The 23,525-nt window shown below is 72.5% G+C and carries 16 protein-coding genes; 9 read left to right on the top strand and 7 right to left on the bottom strand.

Annotated elements, in window-relative coordinates; genetic code table 11:
• The coding region (locus tag ACSMHG_RS17185) for a DUF7933 domain-containing protein (RefSeq protein ID WP_435747353.1) at positions 1-2,145 on the bottom strand (2,145 nt) is incomplete at its 3' end.
• 734 nt (positions 2,146-2,879) lie between these two features.
• Here ACSMHG_RS17185 and ACSMHG_RS17180 point away from each other — a divergent pair.
• Positions 2,880-5,588: a LuxR C-terminal-related transcriptional regulator gene (locus ACSMHG_RS17180; protein ID WP_435747351.1), complete on the top strand. Its 2,709-nt coding sequence runs from the start codon at positions 2,880-2,882 to the stop codon at positions 5,586-5,588.
• 227 nt (positions 5,589-5,815) lie between these two features.
• Here ACSMHG_RS17180 and ACSMHG_RS17175 read toward each other — a convergent pair whose 3' ends face one another.
• Entirely contained in the window at positions 5,816-9,490 is a 3,675-nt protein-coding gene (locus tag ACSMHG_RS17175) for a replicative DNA helicase (RefSeq protein WP_435747357.1), read from the bottom strand.
• 709 nt (positions 9,491-10,199) lie between these two features.
• Here ACSMHG_RS17175 and ACSMHG_RS17170 point away from each other — a divergent pair.
• Genes ACSMHG_RS17170 through ACSMHG_RS17160 form a run of 3 tightly spaced genes read left to right on the top strand, consistent with a single transcriptional unit; the run spans position 10,200 to position 13,410 of the window.
• Complete coding sequence (locus ACSMHG_RS17170; protein ID WP_435747349.1) at positions 10,200-11,558, top strand: MATE family efflux transporter; 1,359 nt, start codon at positions 10,200-10,202, stop codon at positions 11,556-11,558.
• Positions 11,555-12,157 carry a hypothetical protein gene (locus tag ACSMHG_RS17165; RefSeq protein WP_435747347.1) on the top strand — a complete coding sequence of 201 codons (603 nt, stop codon included), beginning with the start codon at positions 11,555-11,557 and terminating at the stop codon, positions 12,155-12,157. Before ACSMHG_RS17170 ends, ACSMHG_RS17165 begins: the two co-directional genes overlap by 4 nt.
• A gap of 50 nt (positions 12,158-12,207) precedes the next feature.
• Complete coding sequence (locus ACSMHG_RS17160) at positions 12,208-13,410, top strand: hypothetical protein (RefSeq protein ID WP_435747345.1); 1,203 nt, start codon at positions 12,208-12,210, stop codon at positions 13,408-13,410.
• Positions 13,411-13,491: 81 nt separating this feature from the next.
• Here ACSMHG_RS17160 and rplI read toward each other — a convergent pair whose 3' ends face one another.
• The 4 genes from rplI to rpsF form a co-directional block, all read right to left on the bottom strand.
• On the bottom strand, positions 13,492-13,938 hold the full coding sequence (gene rplI / locus ACSMHG_RS17155; protein ID WP_435747343.1) for a 50S ribosomal protein L9: 447 nt from the start codon (positions 13,936-13,938) through the stop codon (positions 13,492-13,494).
• A gap of 25 nt (positions 13,939-13,963) precedes the next feature.
• Positions 13,964-14,200 (bottom strand): 30S ribosomal protein S18, encoded by a 237-nt coding sequence (gene rpsR / locus ACSMHG_RS17150; RefSeq protein ID WP_435747341.1) that lies wholly within the window; start codon positions 14,198-14,200, stop codon positions 13,964-13,966.
• Between the two features lie 159 nt (positions 14,201-14,359).
• A complete protein-coding gene (locus tag ACSMHG_RS17145; RefSeq protein WP_435747339.1) occupies positions 14,360-14,959 on the bottom strand; it encodes a single-stranded DNA-binding protein in 600 nt (199 codons plus the stop codon).
• A 116-nt stretch (positions 14,960-15,075) separates the two neighbouring features.
• Positions 15,076-15,366 (bottom strand): 30S ribosomal protein S6, encoded by a 291-nt coding sequence (gene rpsF, locus ACSMHG_RS17140; protein WP_435747337.1) that lies wholly within the window; start codon positions 15,364-15,366, stop codon positions 15,076-15,078.
• Between the two features lie 211 nt (positions 15,367-15,577).
• Between rpsF and ACSMHG_RS17135 the strand changes: the two genes are divergently transcribed.
• The 5 genes from ACSMHG_RS17135 (at position 15,578) to ACSMHG_RS17115 (ending at position 22,007) form a co-directional block, all read left to right on the top strand.
• Positions 15,578-16,393: a deoxyribonuclease IV gene (locus ACSMHG_RS17135; protein WP_435747335.1), complete on the top strand. Its 816-nt coding sequence runs from the start codon at positions 15,578-15,580 to the stop codon at positions 16,391-16,393.
• Positions 16,394-16,461: 68 nt separating this feature from the next.
• The gene (locus tag ACSMHG_RS17130) at positions 16,462-18,501 is read left to right on the top strand and encodes a glycosyltransferase family 39 protein (RefSeq protein ID WP_435747333.1); all 2,040 of its coding nucleotides are present in this window, start codon (positions 16,462-16,464) and stop codon (positions 18,499-18,501) included.
• On the top strand, positions 18,498-19,733 hold the full coding sequence (locus ACSMHG_RS17125) for a bifunctional glycosyltransferase family 2/GtrA family protein (protein ID WP_435747331.1): 1,236 nt from the start codon (positions 18,498-18,500) through the stop codon (positions 19,731-19,733). The genes ACSMHG_RS17130 and ACSMHG_RS17125 overlap by 4 nt, the downstream gene beginning before the upstream one ends.
• Positions 19,734-19,742: 9 nt before the next feature.
• Entirely contained in the window at positions 19,743-20,870 is a 1,128-nt protein-coding gene (locus ACSMHG_RS17120; RefSeq protein WP_435747329.1) for a lipid II:glycine glycyltransferase FemX, read from the top strand.
• 81 nt (positions 20,871-20,951) lie between these two features.
• Positions 20,952-22,007, top strand: coding sequence for an alanine racemase (locus ACSMHG_RS17115; protein ID WP_435747327.1), 1,056 nt, complete (start codon positions 20,952-20,954; stop codon positions 22,005-22,007).
• A 102-nt stretch (positions 22,008-22,109) separates the two neighbouring features.
• Here the strand turns inward: ACSMHG_RS17115 and ACSMHG_RS17110 are convergent, their stop codons facing one another.
• The gene (locus tag ACSMHG_RS17110) at positions 22,110-23,519 is read right to left on the bottom strand and encodes a glycosyltransferase family 87 protein (RefSeq protein WP_435747325.1); all 1,410 of its coding nucleotides are present in this window, start codon (positions 23,517-23,519) and stop codon (positions 22,110-22,112) included.
• Positions 23,520-23,525 lie beyond the last annotated feature (6 nt).

The raw sequence follows: 23,525 nt of genomic DNA, 5'->3' as shown, positions 1-23,525 counted from the left end.
GAGGTCGACGACCACCCGCTCGGCCCCGTTGCCGAACCGGCCGTCGCCGTCGAGGTCGACCCAGCCCGCCAGCGTCGCCGGCTGGTCGGTGTCGTTGGTCGCCGAGACGGTCACCGTGGTCGCGCGGCCCGGGACCAGCTCGATCGGGTCAGCCACCGCGTCCTCGTCGGCACCATCACCGTCGGCCGCCGCACCCGGCTGGCCGTCGCTCTCGAAGTCGATCGCCGCACCCAGCCGCAACGGCGCCGTGCCGGCCGCGTCGTCGTAGCCCGGGATGCTGTGCCGCGGCCCGTCGGAGCCCAGGCTGGTGCCGTAGCTGTCCGGGGCGTCACCGAAGTCGATCGGGAGCGGGGAGTTGAAGCACCGCGCACCGTCGTTGGCCGCCGAGGCCGGACCCTCCGCGAAGAACGCGCCGGCCGCCGAGCCCATGTCGACGCGCCAGATGCCACCAGTGGTGTTGTCCGAGGCGTAGAGGAAGCCGTCCGGGTCGGAGTAGACCGCACCGAACGCACCCGCGTACTGCCCGTCCGGGTGCTCCAGCGCCCCCAGCGGCGTGCCGACCACCGACGTGGCGTGCGTGTCGGTGTCGAACCGCATCAACGCGAACCGTCGCGGCGTCGTGGCCGGGCTGTTGAAGGCGAGCATGTAGAGGTCGCCGTCCTCGACGTTGAAGCCCCAGTCGTAGCCCGCGACCCACCCCGGCGGCGGGGTCAACGCGCCGGCGTCAACGACCTCCAGGTACGTCGGTGACGAGGGGTCACTGAGGTCGATCTCCGCCCAGCTCGTGCCGTTGCTGATCCACAGGTGGCCGTCGGCGTCGAACTCACCGACGTGCGCGGAGCCGTTCCAGTCCGCCGGGATGCCCGGGAACCCGGCCCAGTTGGTCGGCAGTCCCAGGTCGCGCATCGTCCAGTCCCCAGCAACCCGCTTGATGGTCGGCGTGCCCGCACCGCTGTACCCCATCCCGTACACGTAGCCGTCGACCGGGTTGAACCCCACGGCGTTGACGTTGCGAGGATCGGCATCGGTCGCCACCTGCGAGCTCTCACCGGTGATCAGGTCGACCGCGAACACGTCGACCGGCTCCGACTGGAACAGCGTGCCCGCCGCACCAGGAGCACACGCGAACGGAACCGCAGGCGCCGACCCGAAGACCTCGAGCGTGGTGTCGGCGTCGGGGACGAGGTTGGCGACGGTGGTCGACAGGTTGTCGGTGTCGTTGACGTAGGACCCGACAGTGTCGGAGGTGACGTTCACGGTGATCGAGCAGCTGGCTCCCGGAGCCACGCCGACACCGGTGGCGGTGACCTCGGTGTCGCCGGCGGCCACGGTGACGGTCGGCGAGCCGCAGCTGGGCGTGACCGTGACATCGGCGTCGGCCACCTCCACACCGGTGGGCAGCGCGTCGGTGAAGCCCATCGGCGACAGGGTCGGCTGCGTGGGGTCGTCCGGGTTGTCGATGGTGAAGGTCAGCTCGGCGGTGGACCCGACGGGGATGCGCGAGGGGCTGAACGCCTTGGTGAGCGGCGCGGTCGGGTAGGAGAGCGTGTAGCTCCAGGAGTCGTTGTACGCCGTGGTGAGCGGGCTGTTCGCCGTGTTGTTGGCGAGGTTGAAGGCGGTGACCGGCGAGGACGCCGTCAGCCGGAACGAGCCGCAGCCTCCGTTGGGGTTCGTCCCGTCGTTCGCTGCGCAGCCGTTCTGCAGCGCCTGCTGCAGGGTCGTGTTGAGCGTGGTGCCGGCGACCTCCAGGGCGTTGTTCTTGGCGAGCTGGGTCAGCGAGAGACCCGTACCGGTGATCCCGAGCCGCGACGCGTCGAGGTTGACGACGTGCACGACGGGCGCGATGACGGGCTTGCTCAGCTCGACGCGCGAGGTGCGGGACCCGCCGCCGGCCGGCGGGCCCATGCAGTTGGAGTTGGCACCGCGGACCGCGGTGGTCGGGTCCGGCTCGAGGAACGCCGGCACGTTGGTCTCACCAGCGATGGCGCCGCCCGCTCCGAACGGCGCACAGGACCCGGTGACCCCGGTGGTCTCCTCGGTCGCGGTGAGGCCCGTGTCGAAGGTCAGGGTCCGCGTGGCGCCCACTCCGGACCCGGTCACCCCCGAGACGCCGGTGACCCAGGCCTGGGTCGGCGAGAGGGCCATGGCCCCTACGGGCGCGCGTGAGGGCTCGTCGAGGGCGGAGCTCGGCAACGGGTAGGCGCTCATCGATCCCAGCGACACGGCGAGCACAGCGGTGCCGTGCCCGATCACGCGTTGCAGCGAGCGCCTCGCGGAGGCGCCGCCGCTGCGCGCGGCCCGGTCGGCACGGCGGAGGCGCCTCATCGGAGGCCGCCCGCGCGAGCCGTCACGTGGCCGCCGACCGACACCCGGCCGTCCGAGGACGTCGGTCGGTCACGGTCGCTCCCCCCGTGGTCCGCACGTGGTTCACCTCCACCGGCCACGGTGGTGATGGACGGGGTTCGACGTATGACCGAGCGGAGGGCGGGGGAACCCATGTGTGTAGTCCTTACGACTGGAAGACAGCGGGGGGAGCACCGCACACGGGGAACCACGACTGGCGCGACCCCGATGTGCGCCTTCGGGACGCACCCTGCAGGGTCCACGTGGCCGCCGGCGCCCCTCGGGGCGCGCTTCACCGGGCGGTTCACCGGCCCGACCCTCGTCGGCGCCGCCCCTCGTCCGAGGCGTCCCCGACATTTCACCGGGAGACTCACCGGGGCCGGTCCAGTCCTCTCCGACGCGCCGCGGCGGATCGCGGATAGCCTTGGCTGCGCTGGTACCGCACGCCGGTGAGCCCCGCTGGATCCACCGCGGCGGGTGCCTCGTCACAGTCCTCCCCTGCGTGGGCGAACCGAGAGAGGAGTGGGCGTTCGACGGTGAAGCAACCTGGCCCCGCACGATCCTCCTCGGGCCAGGACTCGGGTGCTCCACTGGTCGCCGTACGGCGGATAGACCGCGCGCCACGGCTGCCCCCGGTCCTGGCCGATCGCCCGCGACTTCTCGCCCTGCTCGACCAAGCCGCGCCGCTCACGCTGCTCCGGGCACCGGCCGGCTTCGGCAAGACCACGCTGGTGGCCCAGTGGGCGGCCCGCCAAGATCCCGAGAGCCTGACCGTGGCGTGGTTCCGCCTGCGGCGTGGAGCGAGGGACGCCAGCTCGTTCTGGGCCGGGCTGCTGGAGGTGCTCGCCGACTCCGGGGTGCCCGTCCCCCCGAGGGAGTCGTGGCCCCTCGAGGTGTACCCGTTGACGGGCCTGGTCGAACGTGCCCTGCTCGAGGCGCCGACACCGGTCGCGCTCGTCGTGGACGGCTTCGACCGCGCCTCCGACCCCGAGGCAGATGTCATGCTCGCCGACATCGCCCGGCACGTCCCGGCTCTGCGGGTCATCGCCACCCTCCGCAGCCACCGTTGGTTCGGGGCGCCACGGCATCTCGGCATCGACCTGACCGTCGTCGGGGCGTGCGACCTCCGGCTCACCACCGACGAGACCGCCGACCTGATGGCGGCCGCAGGCCTGACCACGTCCGCATCGCTGGCGCCGGCACTGCGCGAGGAGGCCGGCGGCTGGCCGGAGCCGACGCGCGCCGTCGTCCTCCGGCTCCGTGACGAGCCCATCGACGGAGCCGCCGCGGTGGCGGCCGTCGTCGGCCGGGTCGCCGCGGACTACCTGCGTGACCGGCTGCTCGCGGAGAACTGCGACGGGAAGCGGATGCGGGTCGCGCTCCTCACCTCGTTGCCGGACCACTTCACGGTGGCGACGGCCGAGCTGCTCACGGACGAGCAGGAGCTGAAGCCGCGCATCGACGAGCTGGTCTCGGACGGGTTGTTGGTCGCCGAGCGGCACGGGGACAACTGGGTGTACCGGTGGCCCGCGGCCGCGCGCCGCGCACTGATGGCCGAGCTGGAGCGCAGCCTTCCGGAGCAGCTGGCTGAGCTGCACACCCGGCTCGCTCACTGGTACCTGGCTGCGGACGAGCCCGCCCGCGCGCTGCGCCACGCGGTCCACTCGCAGGACTGGTCGTTGATCGTCCATGTCATCGACTCCGCGTGGATGCTCCTCGGCACCGAGCACCCCGACGAGCTGTACGAGGCTTTCCGAGCGACACCGTTGGAGGCCGTCGCCACGAGCTCACGCGCCCTGGCCCTGCGCGACATCCAGCTCCGGGTTCCTGACACGTACCTGCGCCGCATCATGGTGGAGCTGCCGGAGTCCTCGACCGAGCTGACCGCCCTCGGGTCACGGCCCGACGGCGCCGAAGTCATCGACCGTGGCCTGCCGGTGCTCGTGGCGCTCCGGCTCCGCGGTGCGTTCCAGGCGGCGCAGACCTACGGCGAGCGGCTCCGGCAGGTCACCGAGGCGGCACGCGCCGCGCACCCCGGCGCGGTCGTGCCGCTCTACCCCTCGGTGCAGCTCGAGGTCGGCCTGGCCCACTTGTTCGCCGGGGACCTGTCGCCGGCCCAGCGCTCGATGCGACTGGCACACGTCCACAGCGGCGACGACGCCGTCGGCTACGTCGAGCCGGTGGCAGCTGCGCACCTTGCGCTGACGTACGCCGTGGCCGGGGACCTGCCGCTCACCCGGAAGTGGCTCGCGCGGTACGACGCCGCCCCGCAGGCGCCTCGCCCCATGCTCCCGCGGGTCGGCATCATCGCCGGCACCGCCGTCCTGCTCGAAGCCTTGGACCGGCTCGACGTCGACCGCGCGAGGGCCGTCGAGCAAGCCGTCGAGTCGTGGCAGACCGACGCGCAGGAGCTGTGGCCGTTCCTCGTGGGCACCCAGGGGCTCCTCGCCGTCCACCTCGGGACCTCCGCGGACGTCCTGGACCGCCTCGAGCAATGGCGCCAGGGGGCCCCGTCGCTGGACCACAGGCGCTCGACCGCCGGCGCCTACCTGGCCGCCGTCGAGGCGTCGCTGCTGCTGTCCCTGGGACGCGGGAACCTCGCTCGCAGCGTGCTGGAGGGGCCCTACCGGGAGCATCCGGCGCTCCGGCCGGGTCGCGCACGGCTCGCTCTGCTCTCGGGCGATGACGAGGCCGCACTGCGACTGACCGCGGACGTCGGATGGGCAGCGGCCGGCTCCCCGCGACACCGGCTCGAGATGCTGGTGGTCCGAGCCGTCGCCGCGGATCGGCTGGGCGATCGGCGGATCGCGCTCGACGCCCTCGGGCGAGCCGTCTCGATCGCCCGCGCCACCGGCGCCGTGCGTCCGTTCACCACCGTCCCCCGGGCCGAGCTCGGCGCGCTCGCGGCGTCGTGCCCGGCTGCGGCTGACTTCCTGGCTCGTGACCCGCTCGCCTCGGCCCCCGACCTGTTCCCCGCGGCCGTCACGCTGATCGACGTCACCGAACGCGAGCAGGACGTGCTGAACGGCTTGGCCGAGGGGCTGACGACGCAGCAGCTCGCGGACCGGGCGGTGGTGTCGTACAACACGGTCCGGACCCAGCAACGCAGCCTCTACAAGAAGCTCGGCACCAGCGACCGGGCGGAGGCCATCTCACGCGCCCGCGCTTGGGGGCTGCTTCCGCTGAGGCGCGAGCCCCTGTCGGACCTGCCTTCGGGGCCCAGCCGGTCGAACAGGGAGACCTGAGCGCGCCATCGGCGATGCGCGAGCTCTCGACCGGGCTGGCCTCGACCAGGCCTACGAACGGATCGTCGTCAACGACCAGACGGTCCTGCGTATCGACCTCGCCCTCGACCAGCAGGTCGTCGACGCCTACGTCGCGGCGTTCGACGATTGAGCAGCCACCGCTGGCGCAGGCTGCAGTAGTCGCGGCCACCGACACGCATCGACTCCTCGTCGGCGATCGGCAAGTCTCAGTGGGCCATGTCGACGAAGCGTGAGTAGTGGCCCTGGAAGGCGACCGTGATGTCCCGGGTCGGACCGTTGCGGTGCTTCGCCACGATGAGGTCGGCCTCGCCGGGCCGCGTCGACTCCTTCTCGTAGACGTCGTCACGGTGCAACAGCACCACCATGTCCGCGTCCTGCTCGATGCTGTTGTGCAGGGCGATGCCGTTGGCGACGAAGTTGTGCACGCCCAGCACCGTCGCGTCGTACACCTCCTGCTCGCCGCACGGCTCGATCGACGCGACGCTGTCCCAGTAGATGTCGTTGGTCGCCAGCACTTCGAGGTCGGCGTTACCGAGCACGTCGGCGACTCGAGCCATCCGCTGCCGGCTCGGCGCGGCCTTCCACATCGAAGAACCACCGTAGGACGTCCCCATCGCGGCGGCGAACTCACGCTGGGTCATGCCTTGGTCGGCGAGCACCTCGCGGACGCGGCCCCACACCTCGGTCGGCACGGTGTCGAGGTTGGTGTTGGGCCGGACCCCGCGGAGGTGGGCGGCGAGCCGCTCGACCTGGGCCGCTCGAGCGCCGTGAACGCCGATGTCCTCGAGGAAGCGCAACTGGTTCTCCGCGCCCACCACGTGCACGTGCCAGCCGTCGCGGTAGCCGTTCTTCCGGGCCCGCTTGATCCGGGTGAAGACGTTGTAGCGGGCGAGGAGCCGAGCGACATCATCGGCCAGCCGCCGGCTGGTGCTGGCGTAGTACACCCGACCCATCCCGCGCTTCTCGTCGAGGTGCACACAGCCGTCGGTGGCCCACAGGTGCCGGAGGAAGAGTCCCACCTGCTCCTTGGGGAGGCCGAACACCCAGTCGGGCACGAACTTCTCGTGGCTGCGCAGCCCGAAGAGACCGTCCTCGTCCAGCCAGGCGGCGATCGGGTTCCGCCGGCCGCGGGCGAGCCGGTACGGCGCGGGCAGGCGGAGGGTGGTGACGCGAGCAGCGGCGTACTCGTCGCGCACGGCCGTGATGCCGAACCGTCGGTGAGCGGCCTCAGCCACCGCGTCCAGGTTGGCCTCGTCGACGCTGGCGTAGCGGATCGGCTGCCGCCGCACGAATGAGCCGTCGCCGAGCAGGTGGGCCAGCAGCACGACCTCGTCGGCGTCGCGCGGGGTGATCTGCAGCGGCGGTGGCACGTGCCGGACGGAGCCCACCCGCGACCCGACGGTCAGCTCGGCGAGCGGCACCCAGCCGTCGTAGGTGAGGAACGGGTGGTTGCCGGTCGCCTCCACGGTGCGGCCGGAGCCAAGGGTGACGCGGTAGGTCTGCTTCGTCCCGCTCGGGAACGCGTGCGTGAGCGTGCGCGGCACCAGCTTGAGCCGCTCGTCGAGCGCCCACACGGGAACGTCACACGCACCGGTCGTGAGCAGCTCGCCCAGTGTCACCTCGGCGTTGTTGTCCGCGCGCAGCAGCCGGGTCTCCGCCGTCAGGCAACCCGACTCACGCAGGTCGCTCATCATCGGGCGCTTGTCGCCGCGCTGCTCGGGGCCACGGTTGAGCTGGGAGAGCGCGATGATCGGGATCTCGAGCTCCTTGGCGAGCAGCTTGATCTGGCGCGAGAACTCCGAGACCTCCAGCTGGCGCGACTCGACCTTGCGGCCCGAGGTCATCAACTGGAGGTAGTCGATCACCATGAGCTTGAGGTCGTGGCGTTGCTTGAGCCGGCGCGCCTTCGCCCGGATCTCCATCATCGTCATGTTCGGCGAGTCGTCGATGAAGATCGGCGCCGAGGAGACCTCACCCATCTTGCGCGCCAGCTTGGCCCAGTCGTCGTCGTTCATGGCGCCGTTGCGGATGTGGTTGAGCGGCACCTTCGCCTCCGCCGAGAGCAGGCGCATGGTGATCTCCGAACGCGTCATCTCGAGGCTGAAGAAGGCGCTCGTGAGGTTGTTCTGGATCGACGCCGCCCGGCAGAAGTCCAGGGCCAGCGTGGAGTTGTGCGTCGGGATCATCGACTCTCCCGCGAGGTACAGGTGGTCCTCGTTGTCCACCTGGACACAGCGGACCGGCACGCTGTCGACCTCGCGGACCGCGGTGATGTAGCGGCGTCCGATCCGTGTCGTCGTCGCCGGTCGCTCCTCCTTGTGCAACAGGTGCTTGCGCTCGAGGCGGAAGACATCGTCTGTCGTGGAGAAGTTGAGGACGTAGCAGGTCGACGACTCGGGTGAGCGCCCCTGGACCTGCTTGGTGCGTCGACCGCACTTGTACCCGAGGCTCACGACGAGCTCGTAGACGTCCTGGGCCAGGCGGGCGTTGGTGACCGCGAACTGGCAGGAGCCAACGCCCCGCACGACCGTGCCGTCGGTGTCCATGAGGCCGGCCAAGAGCTCTCGACGCTGCTGCTCGCTCGCACGCAGGTACGAGGTGGGAATGTGCTTGTTGTTCAGCACCCCGATCTTGCGGAGGAGAGCGGCGAAGCTGCCGTGGTCCGCGCGGCACTCACGGCAGGTCCGTCCGGAGGAGGGTCCCCCACAGTCGGCGCACCGGCCCGGCACGTCAGGGCCGTCCGCGGTGTCGGCGAGCTTGATGCTGTAGAGCATGTCCCCACGGTGCTCGATCCTGAGGCCCGCACCCTCGAGGTACATCGGGATCTCGTTGGTCTCGCACGTGATCCGGCTGCTCGCGCTGTGGCCGTCACCGAGCCAAGCGCCCAGGGCGTAGGGCGGAACCGGGAGCACCGCCTCCTCGCCCACGAGCGCCTTGCTGTTGAGGACGGCGTGGTTGGCCCGGTCATCCGCACCGACCGTCCTGGTTCGAGCGATCTCCTCAGTGGTGACCACGGAGGCGAAGATCCGCTGGTTGCGCGTCCGGTTGTACTGGCGGTCCGCCGCCCACGTCGACTTGCGGGCCGCGCGCGTCTCCGTCAGCCACTGGTGCTCGGCGTCCGCGATGATCCGTGATCCGTCGGAGAACTCGACCTCGTAGCAGCGTCGCCCGTGCATGACCTCGGTCGCAGCGACGACCGTCGTCGGTCGGCCGTCCGCGTCGATGAGCTGGTCGCCCGGGCTGACCTCCCCCATGGTCGTCCAGCCGGTGGGCGTCGGCAGCGGGGTGTCCAGCGCGAGGGCCTTGCCCATGGCAGGACGCGCCGCGACGATGATCATCTGGCCGGAGTGGAGACCGTTGGTGAGGTCGTCGAGGTCGGCGAAGCCGGTGGGCACGCCGTAGAGGCCGGCCTCGCGGTTGCTGATCGCCTCGATCTCGTCGAGGACGCCGTCCATGATGTCCGACAGCGGCGCGTAGTCCTCGCTCGAGCGGCGGTCGGTGATCTGGTAGATCTCGGCCTGCGCCCGGTCGACGACGTCGTCGACGTGGCCCTCACCGGCGTAGCCGATCTGGACGATCTTGGTCCCCGCGTCGACCAGGCGGCGCAGGATCGCCTTCTCCCGGACGATCTCGGCGTAGTACGACGCGTTGGCGGCGATCGGCACGTTCGCCGAGAGCGTGTGCAGGTAGGGGGCCCCGCCGATGCGCTGGAGCTCGCCGCGCCGCTGCAGCTCGGCCGCCACCGTCACCATGTCGACCGGCTCGCCGCGGCCGAAGAGGTCGATGATCGCGTCGTGGATGGTCTCGTGGGAAGGCCGGTAGAAGTCCGGCCCGCGGAGCACCTCGGTGACGTCGGCGATGGCGTCCTTGGAGATGAGCATCGCGCCGAGCACGGACTGCTCGGCGGCCATGTCCTGCGGCGGCGTCCGGTCACCGGGCGTGCTCGGCCGCTCACCGGGCGCGTACGGCGCGGGGCCGTCGCCCCACTCCTCGTACGGCGGCTCCGGCAGGTCGCGGGTGTTCGACTCGGCGATGCTCACTGTGCCCTCCCAAGCGCTGGTGACCGGTCCCCGGGATCGCCGACGAACCGCTGCCGACGAGCTCCTGCACGACGCTAGGGACGAGCACCGACAGCCGTCCGACGCGGCGCTGCGGACGATGCGTGGAGCGGTATGTCAAGCAGTGCATCGAGCGGTGCGTCCGCGTCAGGACCTCCGGACCGTACGTGCCGGTGCACCGGTGATGGAAGCGGCCTATCCACAGGACCTGGGGATAACTCGGTGGAAGCCGTGGACGACACGCCGTGCGGTGTGCACAGCTTGGGGAGTGCCCTGTGGATGATTCTGGACTCGGCGCGCACCGCACCGCGCTGACCTGCAGTTTTAACCGGCAGGGGGTGTGGAACGAAAGAATGTGCCGACGACTTTCGTTCACAGCGCCGCCACCCGCGTGTCGCCGCCACCATTGTCGACAAAGCGCCGACACCCTGGGAATTCCACAGGTCAGGCCGGGTTATCCACCGGTCCTGGTGGGCTAGTGACGTAGGGGTCACCTGCCGCAGGTGATCCTTACTGGGGCTACGCTTCCCGGGTGAGCAGAGCCGTGGACCGCGAGATCGTCCGTCTCGCCTTCCCCGCCTTCCTCGCCCTGGTCGCCGAGCCGCTCTTCCTGCTCGCCGACGCAGCGGTCGTCGGCCATCTCGGCACCCCGGAGCTGGCCGGGCTCGGCATCGCCGCGGTCGTCCTCCAGACGGCCGTCGGCCTGTGTGTCTTCCTGGCCTACGGCACGACCGCCGCGGTCGCCCGGCACCTGGGCGCGGGCGACCTGCGCGGCGCCCTCGCGCAGGGCATCGACGGGCTGTGGCTCGCCGTCCTGATCGGCACCATCGCCACCGTGCTCGGAGTGCTGCTGGCCGAGCCCCTGGTGGCCACCTTCGGCCCCGGCCCCGAGGTCGCCGAGCACGCCACCACCTACCTCCGCATCGCGGTGCTGGGCACCACCCCCCTGCTGATCATGCTCGCGGCCACCGGAGTGCTCCGCGGACTGCAGGACACCCGCACGCCGCTGGTGGTCGCCGTCGCCGGCAACGCCCTCAACGTCGTCCTCAACGTGGTCCTCGTCTTCGGGGTCGGCTCGTGGAGCGGGCTCGGCATCGCCGGGTCCGCGCTGGGGTCGGTCGTCGCCCAGCTGGCGAGCGCGGCGGCACTCACCGCCGTGGTCGTCCGCGGGGCACGCGCCCAGGGCGCGTCCCTGCGCCCCGACATCGCCGGGATCCGTGCGGCGGGCCGGGCCGCCGTCGCCCTCGTCATCCGCACCGTGACCCTGCGCGCCGCGCTCCTCGTCACGACGTACGCCGTCACCCTCGGCGATGCGGGCACCGACCAGGAGGTCGAGCTCGCCACCCACCAGCTGGCCTTGACCATCTGGACCTTCCTCGCCTTCGCGCTCGACGCCATCGCCATCGCCGCGCAGGCCATCACCGGGCGCCACCTCGGCGCCGGCGACGTGGCCGCGACCCGGGCGGTCACCGACCGGATGCTCCAATGGGGCGTGGTCAGCGGGGTGGTCACCGGGCTCGCCCTCGCGGCGGCCAGCCCGGTGCTGGGGCCGCTCTTCACCGACGACCCCGACGTACAGTCGCTGCTGGTGCCCGTCCTCGTCGTCGCGGCGCTCGGCCAGCCGGTCGCCGGGGTGGTCTTCGTGCTCGACGGCGTCCTCATCGGGGCCGGCGACGGCCCCTACCTGGCCCGCGCGGGGGTGGTGGTGCTGCTCGCGCACGCCCCGGCCGTGCTGCTCCTCCCCGTGGTCGCCGACGGTTCGCTCGGCGGCCTGGTCGGGGTGTGGGCGGTCTTCGTGACCGTGTTCATGGGCGTCCGCCTCCTCGTCCTGGTGCGGCGGGCCCGGTCGGACGCCTGGCTGGTCACCGGCGTCCGTACGCTCACGCCGTGACCGGACCCGTCGGCAAGGACCCCGGAGAGCGCTCCGCCCGTCCGCTGCAACCCGTGGCGCTGGGTCTCCTCGTCGTCGCGCTGACCGCCCCGTTCGGTGGGTACGACGCGTTCGCCGACCCCGTCGGGTGGGCGCTGGTGCTGGCGGGGGTGGGCCAGCTGCCGCCCGCCGTCGCGCAGAAGCGCGCCCTGCTCGTCGTCGGGGCACTGGCCCTGGCAGCCTCGGCGTACCTCTGGCTGCCGGCTGCGGCCGAGGACCTGCTCGGTGCCGACGCCTCCCTCGTCTGGGCCGCGAACCTGCCCCAGGTCGCCTTCACCGGCCTGCTCTGCCACGTCCTCGCCGGGCGTGCCGCCGCTGCGGGCGACGCCGGTCCGGCACGGTGGCTGCGCCTCGCCGTCGTGCTCACCGGGGCGGTCGCGGCCGCACCCGTGCTCGTCTTCGGGGCCGGCCTCGACCAGTGGGAGGCGCCGTCGTACGTGCTGGGCGCCGTCACGCTGCTGCTCGTGATCGTCCTGATCCTGACCTGGGCCGGGCGGGCCTGGGCCGGCACCGTCGACCGATCCGGGGAAACCGCAGCGGACGGCCGGCCCGGACCATAGCCTCGGTGGCTGCCGCCCGTTTCACATGCGGAGAGAGAGGGAGGACCCCCATGCCCACCACCCCGCGCCTGCGCAGGCTGGCCGCCGTCCCGGCGGCCGCCCTGGTCGCCACCACGCTCGCTGCCGTCGGACCCGCCGCGTCGCCCGCGGCCGCCGACCCCGGCTGCCTGACCGAGCAGCCCCAGGGCACGTTCGTCCGGACGATCTGCGACGACAGCCTGCCCCCCACGGTCGACGCCCCGGTCATGAAGCCCGCGCCGTTCGACGAGCGTGGCTGGACGAGCAGCAACCAGGTGACGTTCACCTTCACCGGCGGCTTCACCGACGCCGACCCGGACACCCTCGGTTTCCAGTGCACGCTCTCGACCAACCCGCAGGACGCGAGCTGGAAGGCCTGCGGCACCTACGACGAGGCGGCCAAGGCCTGGGTCCAGTCCTACGACAAGCTCGAGGAGACCGCGGCCGTCCCCTACGTCTTCAAGGTGCGGGCGATCGACCTCGGCGACCACTCCCGCGACGCCACGCAGGGCTGCTTCCTCTGCACGCCGGCCGACGCGGACCTCGCGGACTTCTCCGCGCCCCGGTCGGTCTCCTTCAGCGTGGACACCGGCGTGCCGGTGGGATCGCTGTGGGCCCGGGACAACCTCTACGACGAGGTCACCCCGCAGTGGCCGATGCTGCGCTCGCGCAGCCTCCGCGTGACCCGCACCGCGGGCGCCAGCAACGACGCGAGCCCGGTGGCGTTCGACTGCGAGCTCGACGGCGCCCCGGTCCCCTGCCTCGACCGCGACTTCGAGCTGAGCCGCCTGAGCCCGGGTGACCACGTCCTGACGGCCCTGGCCACCGATGCTGCCGGCAACGTCGACCCCACGGCGGCCTGGCTGCAGTTCTCGGTGCCGAAGAACCTGCGGGCCAAGAAGGGCAGCGGCTGGAAGCGGCTCCGCCTCGGCGGCCACTTCTCCGGCGACTACCTCGAGACCCGGCGCAAGGGCGCCACCGTCAGCATCAACGTGCGCAACGCCAAGGACGTACGCCTCATCGCTCCGCGCGGCCCTCTCCTCGGCAAGGTGCAGGTCCGGATCGCGCGGATGCCGTGGAAGACGATCAACCTGGCCGGCGACGAGACCGAGAAGTTCCACGTCTATCAGGTCCGCGACCCGTTCCAGGCCCCGATCAGCGGGCGGCTGCAGGTCCGCGCCAAGAAGGTCGGCAAGAACAAGCCGGTCCGCATCGACGCCGTGCTGGCCCACTGACCGCACCCGGGCCCCACGCACAGCACAGGGGCCGTCCCTCCTCGCGGAGGGACGGCCCCTGTGTCGTGTGGTGCTGTGGCCTCAGGCCGGGATCACGTTGACGGCCACCGTGGCGGAGACCTCGTCGTGCAGCCGGACCGACACCTCGTGGTTGCCGAGCGCCCTGATCGGGTTCTTCACCGCGATCGTGCGCTTGTCGACCTGCTCGCCCGAGGCGGCCGAGAGGGCGTCGGCGATCTCGGCGACGGTGACGGCACCGAAGAGCCGGCCGCCGGCACCCGCACGGACCTTCACCGCGACCGGGTTGGCCTCGAGCTTGGTCTTGATCTCTTGGGCGTGGCCGAGGTCGCGCACGGCTCGCGAGGCGCGCGCGGCCTTGATCGACTCCACGGTCTTCTCCGCACCGCGCGTCCAGCGGATCGCGACGCCACGGGGGACGAGGTAGTTGCGGCCGTAGCCGTCCTTCACCTCGACGACGTCACCGGGGCCACCGAGACCGGTGACCTCCTGGGTCAGGATGAGCTTCATGTCTTCTCGTCTCCTCGTCTGCCCGTTACCGACCGGTGGACGTGTAGGGCAGCAGAGCGACCTCACGGGCGTTCTTGACCGCCGTGGCCACGTCGCGCTGGTGCTGGACGCAGTTGCCGGTCACCCGACGGGCGCGGATCTTGCCGCGGTCCGAGATGAACTTGCGGAGCAGCGTGGTGTCCTTGTAGTCGACACCGGTCGCCTTCTCCTTGCAGAACTGGCAAACCTTCTTCTTGGGCTTGCGCAAAACCGCCTTGGCCATTGTGGTGCTTCCTTTCTAGAAGCCCGACCCTGCGCCGGCGATCCGGAGCCAGGGGCGGAATGGTGGGGGATGTGCGTATGACGGGATGGTGCTGGTGACCGGCTCGCCCGCGAGGGCCGAGCAGGAGCCCGGGTCAGCGACCCGAGGTGACCGAGACGGTCAGAACGGGGGCTCCTCCGAGCCCACGCCCGGAGCGCCCCACGGGTCGTTGGCGGGAGCACCGCCACCCTGGGGGGCGCCGCCTCCGTAACCGCCCTGGCCGCCCTGGCCGCCGCCGTAGCCGCCCTGGCCGCCGCCCTGCTGGGGAGCAGGCGTGGCCCAGGGGTCGTCCCCGCCGGAGGCGGCACCGCCGCCACCGCCGGAGAAGCCGCCGCCACCGCCGCCACCGCCGGAGCGCTGGGCACGGGTGACCTTGGCCGTGGCGTACTTGAGCGAGGGGCCGACCTCTTCGACGTCGATCTCGAAGACGGTCCGCTTCTCGCCCTCACGAGTCTCGTACTGGCGGGACTTCAGGCGGCCCTGGACCACGACACGCATGCCGCGCTGCAGGGACTCGGCGACGTTCTCCGCGGCCTGTCGCCAGACCGCGCAGGAGAGGAACAGCGCGTCGCCGTCCTTCCACTCGTTGGTCTGCCGGTCGAAGGTCCGCGGCGTCGACGCGATCCGGAAGTTCGCCACGGCGGCACCCGAGGGGGTGAAGCGCAGCTCCGGGTCGTCGACGAGGTTGCCGACCACCGTGATGACGGTCTCGCCTGCCATGAGGGTCTCCTTGGCTCGTGCTGGTCAGAGTCGTGCATGCGTCCCGCGCATCGTTGCCGGTGGCACCGACGAGCGGAAGGGGTCGTCCACAGGGGACGCCGCTGGGCCCGGAGGGCTCAGTGGACGTCGGGGCGGATGACCTTGGTGCGCAGGATGGACTCGTTGAGGGTCAGCTGGCGGTCGAACTCCTTGACCGTGGCCGGCTCGGCGTTGATCGAGATCACCGCGTAGATGCCCTCGGCGTTCTTCTTGACCTCGTAGGCGAGGCGGCGACGTCCCCAGACGTCGACGGACTCGACGGTGCCACCGTCGTTGCGGATGACGTTGAGGTACTTGTCGAGCGACGGCTGGATGGTGCGCTCGTCGAGGCTCGGGTCGAGGATGACCATGACTTCGTAGGCACGCAAAGCGATCTCCACCTCCTGTGGACTCAGCGGCCACGGTCTCTCCGTGGCAGGAGGGCTTGCGTTCCCCCCGGCACTGGTGCGCCGGCGGGTGTCCCGGCGACCGGACCCGTCGGTGGGCGGCCGCAAGAGGACAGCACAGGTTATCAGCGCGGTCGACCGGCGGCCGAATCCGTTCCGCCCGCTGTCGGGAGCCGCTCGTAGGGTGGCGCCCATGCCCGCTCCGCAACCCGAGACCAGCCTCCCGATCGGTGCCCACGTCGACCAGGCCGACCCCGTCGCCGAGGCGCACGCCCGCCGAGCCCCGCTCGTGCAGTTCTTCCTCGGTGACCCCCAGGACTACAAGGGCCCGCAGGTCCGGTACGCCGGGGGCGCCGCCGCGCTCCGCGAGGCCGCGGAGGCCGCGGGCGTCGACCTCTACGTCCACGCGCCGTACGTCATCAACGTGGCCACCACCAACAACCGCATCCGGATCCCCAGCCGCAAGCTCCTCCAGCAGCACATGGACGCCGCGGCCGAGGTCGGCGCGAAGGGGCTCATCGTCCACGGCGGTCACGTCAACAAGGCCGACGACCCGGAGAAGGGCTTCGACAACTGGCGCAAGGCGATCGAGGCCACGGACCTGAAGGTCCCGCTGCTCATCGAGAACACCGCCGGCGGCGACAACGCCATGGCCCGCCACCTCGACCGGATCGGCCGGGTCTGGGACGCGATCTCGGCGGCCGAGGGCTTCGAACAGGTCGGCTTCTGCCTCGACACCTGCCACGCGCACGCCGGCGGCAACGCGCTGGAGACGCTCGTCGACGACGTACGCCGCATCACCGGCCGGATCGACCTGGTCCACTGCAACGACAGCCGCGACGACTTCGACTCGGGTGCCGACCGGCACGCCAGCCTGGGCGCCGGTCGGATCGACGCCGACCTGCTCGCGGCGGTGATCCGCGACGCCGGCGCTCCCGTCGTCTGCGAGACGCCCGGCGGGCCCGAGGAGCACCTCGCCGACTTCGCCTGGCTGCGCGAGCGGGTCTGAGCGCCACCCACAGGTCGGACACAGGTTGACCACACGGTCACCGCAGGGGCGGGACCGAGGCTGCGGGCATGAGCACCGCGACCGCCGCCGAACCCACCACCGTCACCACGGCCGCCGGGCCGGCGCCGACCGCTGAACGTTGGTACCGCCCGGCGCTCGCCGCGCTGCTTGCCGCGACCGCCGTCCTCTACCTGTGGGGGCTGGGATCCTCCGGCTGGGCCAACAGCTTCTACTCCGCAGCCGTGCAGGCCGGCTCGGAGTCGTGGAAGGCGTTCTTCTTCGGCTCCTCCGACGCGGCGAGCTCGATCACCGTCGACAAGACGCCCCTGTCGCTGTGGCCGATGGCGCTCTCGGTGCGGGTCTTCGGGCTCTCGTCCTGGTCGATCCTGGTTCCCCAGGCCATCGAGGGCGTGCTCGCCGTCTGGCTGCTGGTCGCCACGGTGCGCCGCAGCACCGGCTCGGCGGCGGCCGGCCTGCTGGCCGGCCTGGTCCTCGCGACCACCCCGGTCGCGGCGCTGATGTTCCGGTTCAACAACCCCGACGCGCTCCTGGTCCTGCTGCTGGTCGCCGCGGCGTACGCCGTGCTGCGGGCCGTCGAGGACGGCGTCCGGCACCCGGTGCGCTGGCTCGCGCTGGCCGGCGCGCTGGTCGGGCTGGCGTTCCTCACCAAGATGCTCCAGGCGTTCCTCGTGCTGCCTGCCTTCGTGCTGGTCTACCTCGTGGCCGCCGCCGCGCCCCTGCTGCGCCGGGTCGGCCACCTGCTGGTGGCGCTCGGCGCCGTGGTCGTCGCCGGCGGCTGGTGGGTCGCGGTCGTCTCGCTCTGGCCGGCGTCGTCCCGTCCCTACATCGGCGGCTCGCAGGGCAACTCGATCCTCGAGCTCACCCTCGGCTACAACGGCCTGGGCCGGCTGACCGGGGAGGAGACCGGCTCGGTCGGCGGCGGTGGCGGACGCGGCTGGGGCGAGACCGGTCTGACCCGGCTCCTCGACGGCGAGGTCGGCGGCCAGGTCGCGTGGCTGCTGCCGAGCGCGCTGCTGCTCCTCCTCGCCGGGCTGTGGGCCACCCGGCACGCGCCCCGCACGGACCGCGTGCGCGCCGGTCTCGTGCTCTGGGGCGGCTGGCTGCTGGTCACCGGACTGACCTTCAGCCTCATGGCCGGCATCTTCCACGCCTATTACACGGTCGCGCTGGCCCCCGCGGTCGCCGCGCTGGTCGCGATCGGGGCCCACCTCACCTGGCGGCAGCGGCGCAGCCCGGTCATGGCCGCGGCCGGTGCCCTGGCCGTCGCCCTGGCCGCGGTCACCGGCTTCCTCCTGCTCGGCCGCAGCCCGGACTTCGTGCCCTGGCTGCGGTGGCCGGTCCTGGTCCTCGGGCTGCTCGCGGCGGTGGCCCTCGCCGGCCTGCGGTGGCTCCCCGGCCGGCTGGCGTTCGCCGCGGCCGCGGTGGCCGTGGTCGCCGGGCTGGCCGGCCCGGCGGCGTACGCAGTGCGGACCGCCGGGACCGCGCACACCGGCTCTCTGCCCACCGCCGGACCGGCGATCACGAGCGACGACGGCCGGGCCGGCGGCGGCCGCGGCCCCGGCGGCCGGCCGGGACGCGGCACCTTTCCCGGCGGCACGCCGCCGCAAGGAATCCCACCGGGAGCGCCGCAGGGCGGCTTCCCCGGGGGCGCGGCCCCGGGCACGGGAGGTCGCCCCGGCGGCACAGGCGGCACAGGCGGCATGGGCGGCCTGCTCCAGGGCAGCGAGCCGACGGCCGAGGTGACCGCGTTCCTGCTGCAGGACGCCGACTCCTACACCTGGGTGGCCGCCGCGGTCGGCTCGAACGCCGCGGCCGGCTATCAGCTGGCGACCGAGGAGCCGGTGATGGCGATCGGCGGCTTCAACGGCTCCGACCCGAGCCCGACCCTGGCCGGGTTCCAGCAGCTCGTCGCCGACGGCGAGGTGCACTGGTTCATCGGCGGAGGCGGCTTCGGCCGGTCGATGGGCGGCAGCGAGGCCGCCAGCGAGATCGCGGCCTGGGTGGCGGAGACCTTCGAGGCCACCACGGTCGACGGCGTCACCCTCTACGACCTGACGGCCGACGGCACGGCGGGGGCGGAGGCATGACCGCGGCGGACCGCCCCCGGCCGCAGCCGGTCCGAGGACCGGGAGCCGGGACGGCGACGCCCACGATGGAGGTCGTGGTCCCCGTCTACAACGAGGAGCAGGACCTCGCCGCCTCGGTGGAGCGCCTCGTCGCGCACCTGGAGACCCTGCCGTGGTCCTACCGGGTGACCGTCGCGGACAACGCGAGCACCGACGGCACCGCCGTCCTCGCCCGGCGGCTGGCCCACGCCCACCGGCACGTCGCTGCCGTGCACCTGGCGGAGAAGGGCCGGGGCCGGGCGTTGAAGCGGGCGTGGAGCGGGTCGGACGCCGAGGTCCTGGTCTACATGGACGTGGACCTCTCGACCGACCTGAACGCGCTGCTCCCGCTGGTGGCGCCGCTCATCAGCGGCCACTCCGACCTGGCGATCGGCACCCGGCTGCGGCACGGTTCCCGGGTCGAGCGCGGACCCAAGCGCGAGCTGATCTCCCGCGGCTACAACCTGCTCCTGCGCGGCACCCTGCGCGCACGGTTCTCCGACGCGCAGTGCGGGTTCAAGGCGATCCGCGCCGACGTCGCCCGGGAGCTGCTGCCGCTCGTCGAGGACACCGCGTGGTTCTTCGACACCGAGCTGCTGGTGCTGGCCGAGCGTGCCGGCCTGCGGATCCACGAAGTGCCCGTGGACTGGGTCGACGACCCCGACAGCCGGGTCGACATCGTCCGCACCGCCGTGGACGACCTGCGCGGCATCAGCCGCCTCGGCCGGGGCCTGGTCACCGGTCGCATCCCGGTCGCCGACCTCGCCGATCGTCTGGGCCGGGCCTCCGCCGACGCCGGGAGCGGGCGGCTGGGGCTGCAGGTAGCGATGTTCGCGCTCGTCGGAGCGGCCTCGACCGTGGCGTACGCCGTGCTCTACCTCCTCCTGCGGGGACCGGTCGGTCCCTTCACCGCCAACCTGCTCGCCCTGCTGCTCACCGCGGTCGGCAACACCGCGGCCAACCGGCGGCTGACCTTCGGGGTCCGCGGGTCGCAGGCCGCGCTACGCCACCAGCTGCGCGGGCTGGTGGTCCTGGCCGTCGGCATGGGCGTCACCAGCGGCTCCCTGTGGGCCCTGCACCGCCTCGGTGGCCACCACCGGGGCCTCGAGGTGGCGGTCCTGACCGCGGCCAACCTGCTCGTGACCGTCGTGCGCTTCGTGGCCATGCGCACCTGGGTCTTCACCGTGCGGAGGCGGCCGGACCGGGTCCGCTAGCGTGGAGCGGTGCTGACCGTCCGTGAGATCTCCGAGACCGAGCACCTCGACTTCGTCCGGGCGCAGCGCTCCGCCTCCTTCCTCCAGACCCCCGCCTGGGGCCGGGTCAAGTCGGAGTGGCGCCGCGAGTCGATCGGCTGGTTTCGCGACGGCGAGCTGGTCGGCGCCGCGCTGGTGCTCTACCGCCAGCTGCCCAAGGTCAAGCGCTACCTCGCCTACGTGCCCGAGGGCCCGCTCGTCGACTGGGCCGACGACGACCTCGCGGCCTGGCTGGAGCCGCTCGCCGCGCACGCCAAGGCGCGGGGCGCCTTCGGACTGCGGATCGGCCCACCGGTGGTGACCCGGCGGTGGGACACCACGACGGTCAAGGCGGGCATCGCCGAGGAGTCGGTCCACCGGCTCGGTGAGCTCGCACCCACCGACCGCGACCACACCGGCGCCCGCGTCGTCTCCCAGCTCCACGAGCTGGGCTGGGTCCCGCAGGCGGTCGAGGGCGGCTTCGCCGCCGGCCAGCCGCAGCACGTCTTCCAGGTGCCGCTCGCCGGGCGGTCGGAGGACGAGGTGCTCCGCGGCATGAACCAGCTGTGGCGCCGCAACATCAAGAAGGCCGACAAGGCCGGCGTCGAGGTCACCTCCGCCAGCAGCAGCGAGGGCATCCTGGCGGACCTGGACGCCTTCCACGAGCTCTACGTCCACACCGCCGGGCGCGACGGGTTCACGCCGCGGCCGCTGTCGTACTTCCGGACCATGGTCGAGGCGCTCGCCGCCGAGGAGCCGGACCGAATCACCCTCCACCTCGCCCGCCACGAGGGCGACCTCGTCGCCGCGACGATCGCGATCCGGGTCGGGGCGCACGCGTGGTACTCCTACGGCGCCTCCTCCACCGAGAAGCGCGAGGTCCGCGGCTCGAACGCCGTGCAGTGGGCGATGATGCGGGCCGCGATCGCCGCGGGCGCCGACGTCTACGACCTGCGGGGCATCACCGAGACCCTCGACGCGGACGACCCGCACGTCGGTCTCATCCAGTTCAAGGTCGGCACCGGCGGCGAGGCCGTCGAGTACGTCGGTGAGTGGGACCTGCCGCTCAACCGGGCGCTCTACCGCGCCTTCGACCTCTACATGAAGCGGCGGGGGTGAGCCCCGCATGAGATCCACCCCATGGAACCGCGCGGCTCCCCCGCTGCGCTCCTCCACCCCGCGCTTCCACGGGGGCCCCGCATGAGCCTGGTCCTCCACGTCGACGGCGAGCGGTGGCGCACCCACCTGCGCGCCTTCCACGACGCGCACCCCGGCCTGGTGCCGGTCTGCAAGGGCAACGGCTACGGCTTCTCGCTCGGCCGCCTGGCGCGGCGCAGCCAGTGGCTGGGGGTGGACACGCTGGCGGTCGGGACGTACGACGAGCTCCCCGAGGTGGCGACCCGGTTCGACGGCAGCCTGCTGGTTCTCACGCCCTGGCGACCCTTCGGCGCGGCGCTCGAGGTCGACCCTGCCCTGGCGGACCGGGTGATCCACACGGTCAGCCGCCATGAGGACCTGGTGGGCCTGCTCGACCGGCAACCCGACGCGCGGTTCGTGCTGGAGCGGATGACCAGCATGCAGCGCCACGGCCACTCCGCCCGCGAGCTGTGGGCCTCGGCGCGCGAGCTGGGCGGCCGCCCGCGTGCGCGGCTCGAGGGGGTCGCGCTCCACCTCCCGCTCGCCCAGGGCTCCCACCTCGGCGAGGTGCACCGGCTGCTCAACGACGTGGTCGCGGCCGGGCTGGAGACCCCGACGATCTGGGTCAGCCACCTCACCGACGCCGAGCTGGCGACCCTGCGCGCGTCGTACGCCGACTTCGAGATCCGCCCCCGGGTGGGCACCGCACTGTGGCTGGGCGACCGTGGTGCGCTGCGGGTGACCGCGACGGTGCTCGACGCGCACCCGGTCGAGCGGGGGGACTCCTTCGGCTACCGCGCCCGCACCGCCCCCAAGGCCGGGCACCTGCTCGTGGTCAGCGGCGGCACCGCCCACGGGATCGGCCTCGAGGCGCCGACCGGCGACTCGGGCCTGCGGGCCCGCGCGGCGACGCTGGCCCGGGGCGGCCTGGACGCGGTCGGGTTCGTGCGCTCGCCGTTCTCGATCGACGGCAAGCAGCGGCTCTTCGCCGAGCCGCCGCACATGCAGGCCTCGATGCTCTTCTTGCCGCACGGCTCGCGGGTGCCCGAGGTCGGCGACGACGTCGAGGTCCGCGTGCGGTTCACCGCCACCACCTTCGACCGGGTCGAGGTCGGCTGACGCTGCCGGGGGGTTTCGAGACAGGCGCTGCGCGCCTTCCTCAACCAGCGGTACCGCGCCGACCGCCCTCCTCGACCAGCGGTACGTCGCCGACCGCCTTCCTCAACCAGCCAAGCGCGGTGGCGGCGGCGCCACCCACTCGGCCCGGCGGACGGTGTCGTGCCGCGGCCGCAGCACGTCGCGGACGACGATGCCGACGAGGTAGAGCTCCCCGGCCACGCGGAGGACGATCGCCAGCCAGTAGAAGCCCGCGTCACCGCCCCCGGCCGGGGTGAGGTACTCGCCGAGGTACCACCACACCGAGGCGAAGTAGACGACCTCGGTGGCCTGCCACACCAGCTGGTCGCGCCAGCGCGGGACGGCCAGGGCGGCCAGCGGGAGCAGCCACAGCACGTACTGCGGTGAGTAGACCTTGTTCACGAGGAGGAAGCCCGCGACCACGAGGAACGCCAGCTGCGCCAGCCGCGGCGTCTCCGGCGCGCGCAGGCCGAGCACCAGCACGCCGAGACACCACAGGCCGAGGAGTCCCCACGACCAGAGGTTGATGGTGTGCGGGGTGATCGTGGTGCCGGTCGCCTGCTGCAGCACCAGCCACAGCGAGCCGAGGTCGGCGCCGCGCTCGGAGTTGAAGGACCAGAAGACGCGCCACTGCTCGGCGCCGGTCAGGAGGGCCGGGAGGTTCGCCAGCACCCACGCGATCAGCGCTCCGGCCACGGCGTGCCCGAGCTCGCGGATCCGGCGCTCGCGCAGGCAGATGACGAGCACCGCGCCGAGCAGCAGCATCGGGTAGAGCTTGGTGGCCGTGCCGAGGCCGATCAGCACGCCGGTGAGCAGCGGCCGGTCCCGCGACCACGCCCAGGTCGCGGCCGCGACGAGCACGACGGCCAGCAGGTCCCAGTTGACCAGTGCGGTCAGCGCGAGCACGGGCGAGGCGGCGAAGACCATCGCGTCCCACGGCCGGCGTCGATGGGTCCGGCTCAGGAACCAGGCCGTCAGCAGGGCCAGCGCGCCGAGGCCGAGGGCGTTGACGACGACGTACCACCAGATCTCCGAGCGGATCTCCTCGGTCCCGAAGAGCGTCTCCACGGCCTGGCCCGACCGCTCGTCGAGGTCCGGGAGGCCCGGGAAGTGGTCGGCCCACTGCGCCACCCAGGCGGTGCCCCAGGCCCAGTAGGAGATGCCGACGGGGTACTCCATGACCCGGTACCGCGCGCGCAGGTCCTCGTCGCCGGAGTAGGGCCAGGCCCGCTCGGCCAGGCCGCGGTCGGTGTAGAGGAACGGCAGGTCGGAGTAGCACATGTGGGAGTACTGCTGCCCGGCCGACCAGGTGTCGTCGACGCAGGCCGACTTCTGGACCATGCCCAGGGCGAAGCAGGCCGCGGTGACCAGCAGGACGACCCGCAGCGGCGACCACCAGCGGTGCCCGGCCGCGCGGTCGCCCATCGGCCCGCCCACGCCGTCGCTCAGCGCGGCGACGACGGGGTCCTCCCGCGTCGGGTGGACGTGGCTCACCTGGGG

Origin of the sequence: Nocardioides ureilyticus, assembly GCF_051280745.1 — a bacterium.
GTDB lineage: Bacteria > Actinomycetota > Actinomycetes > Propionibacteriales > Nocardioidaceae > Nocardioides.
This window is presented reverse-complemented; position numbering and strand designations above follow the sequence as displayed.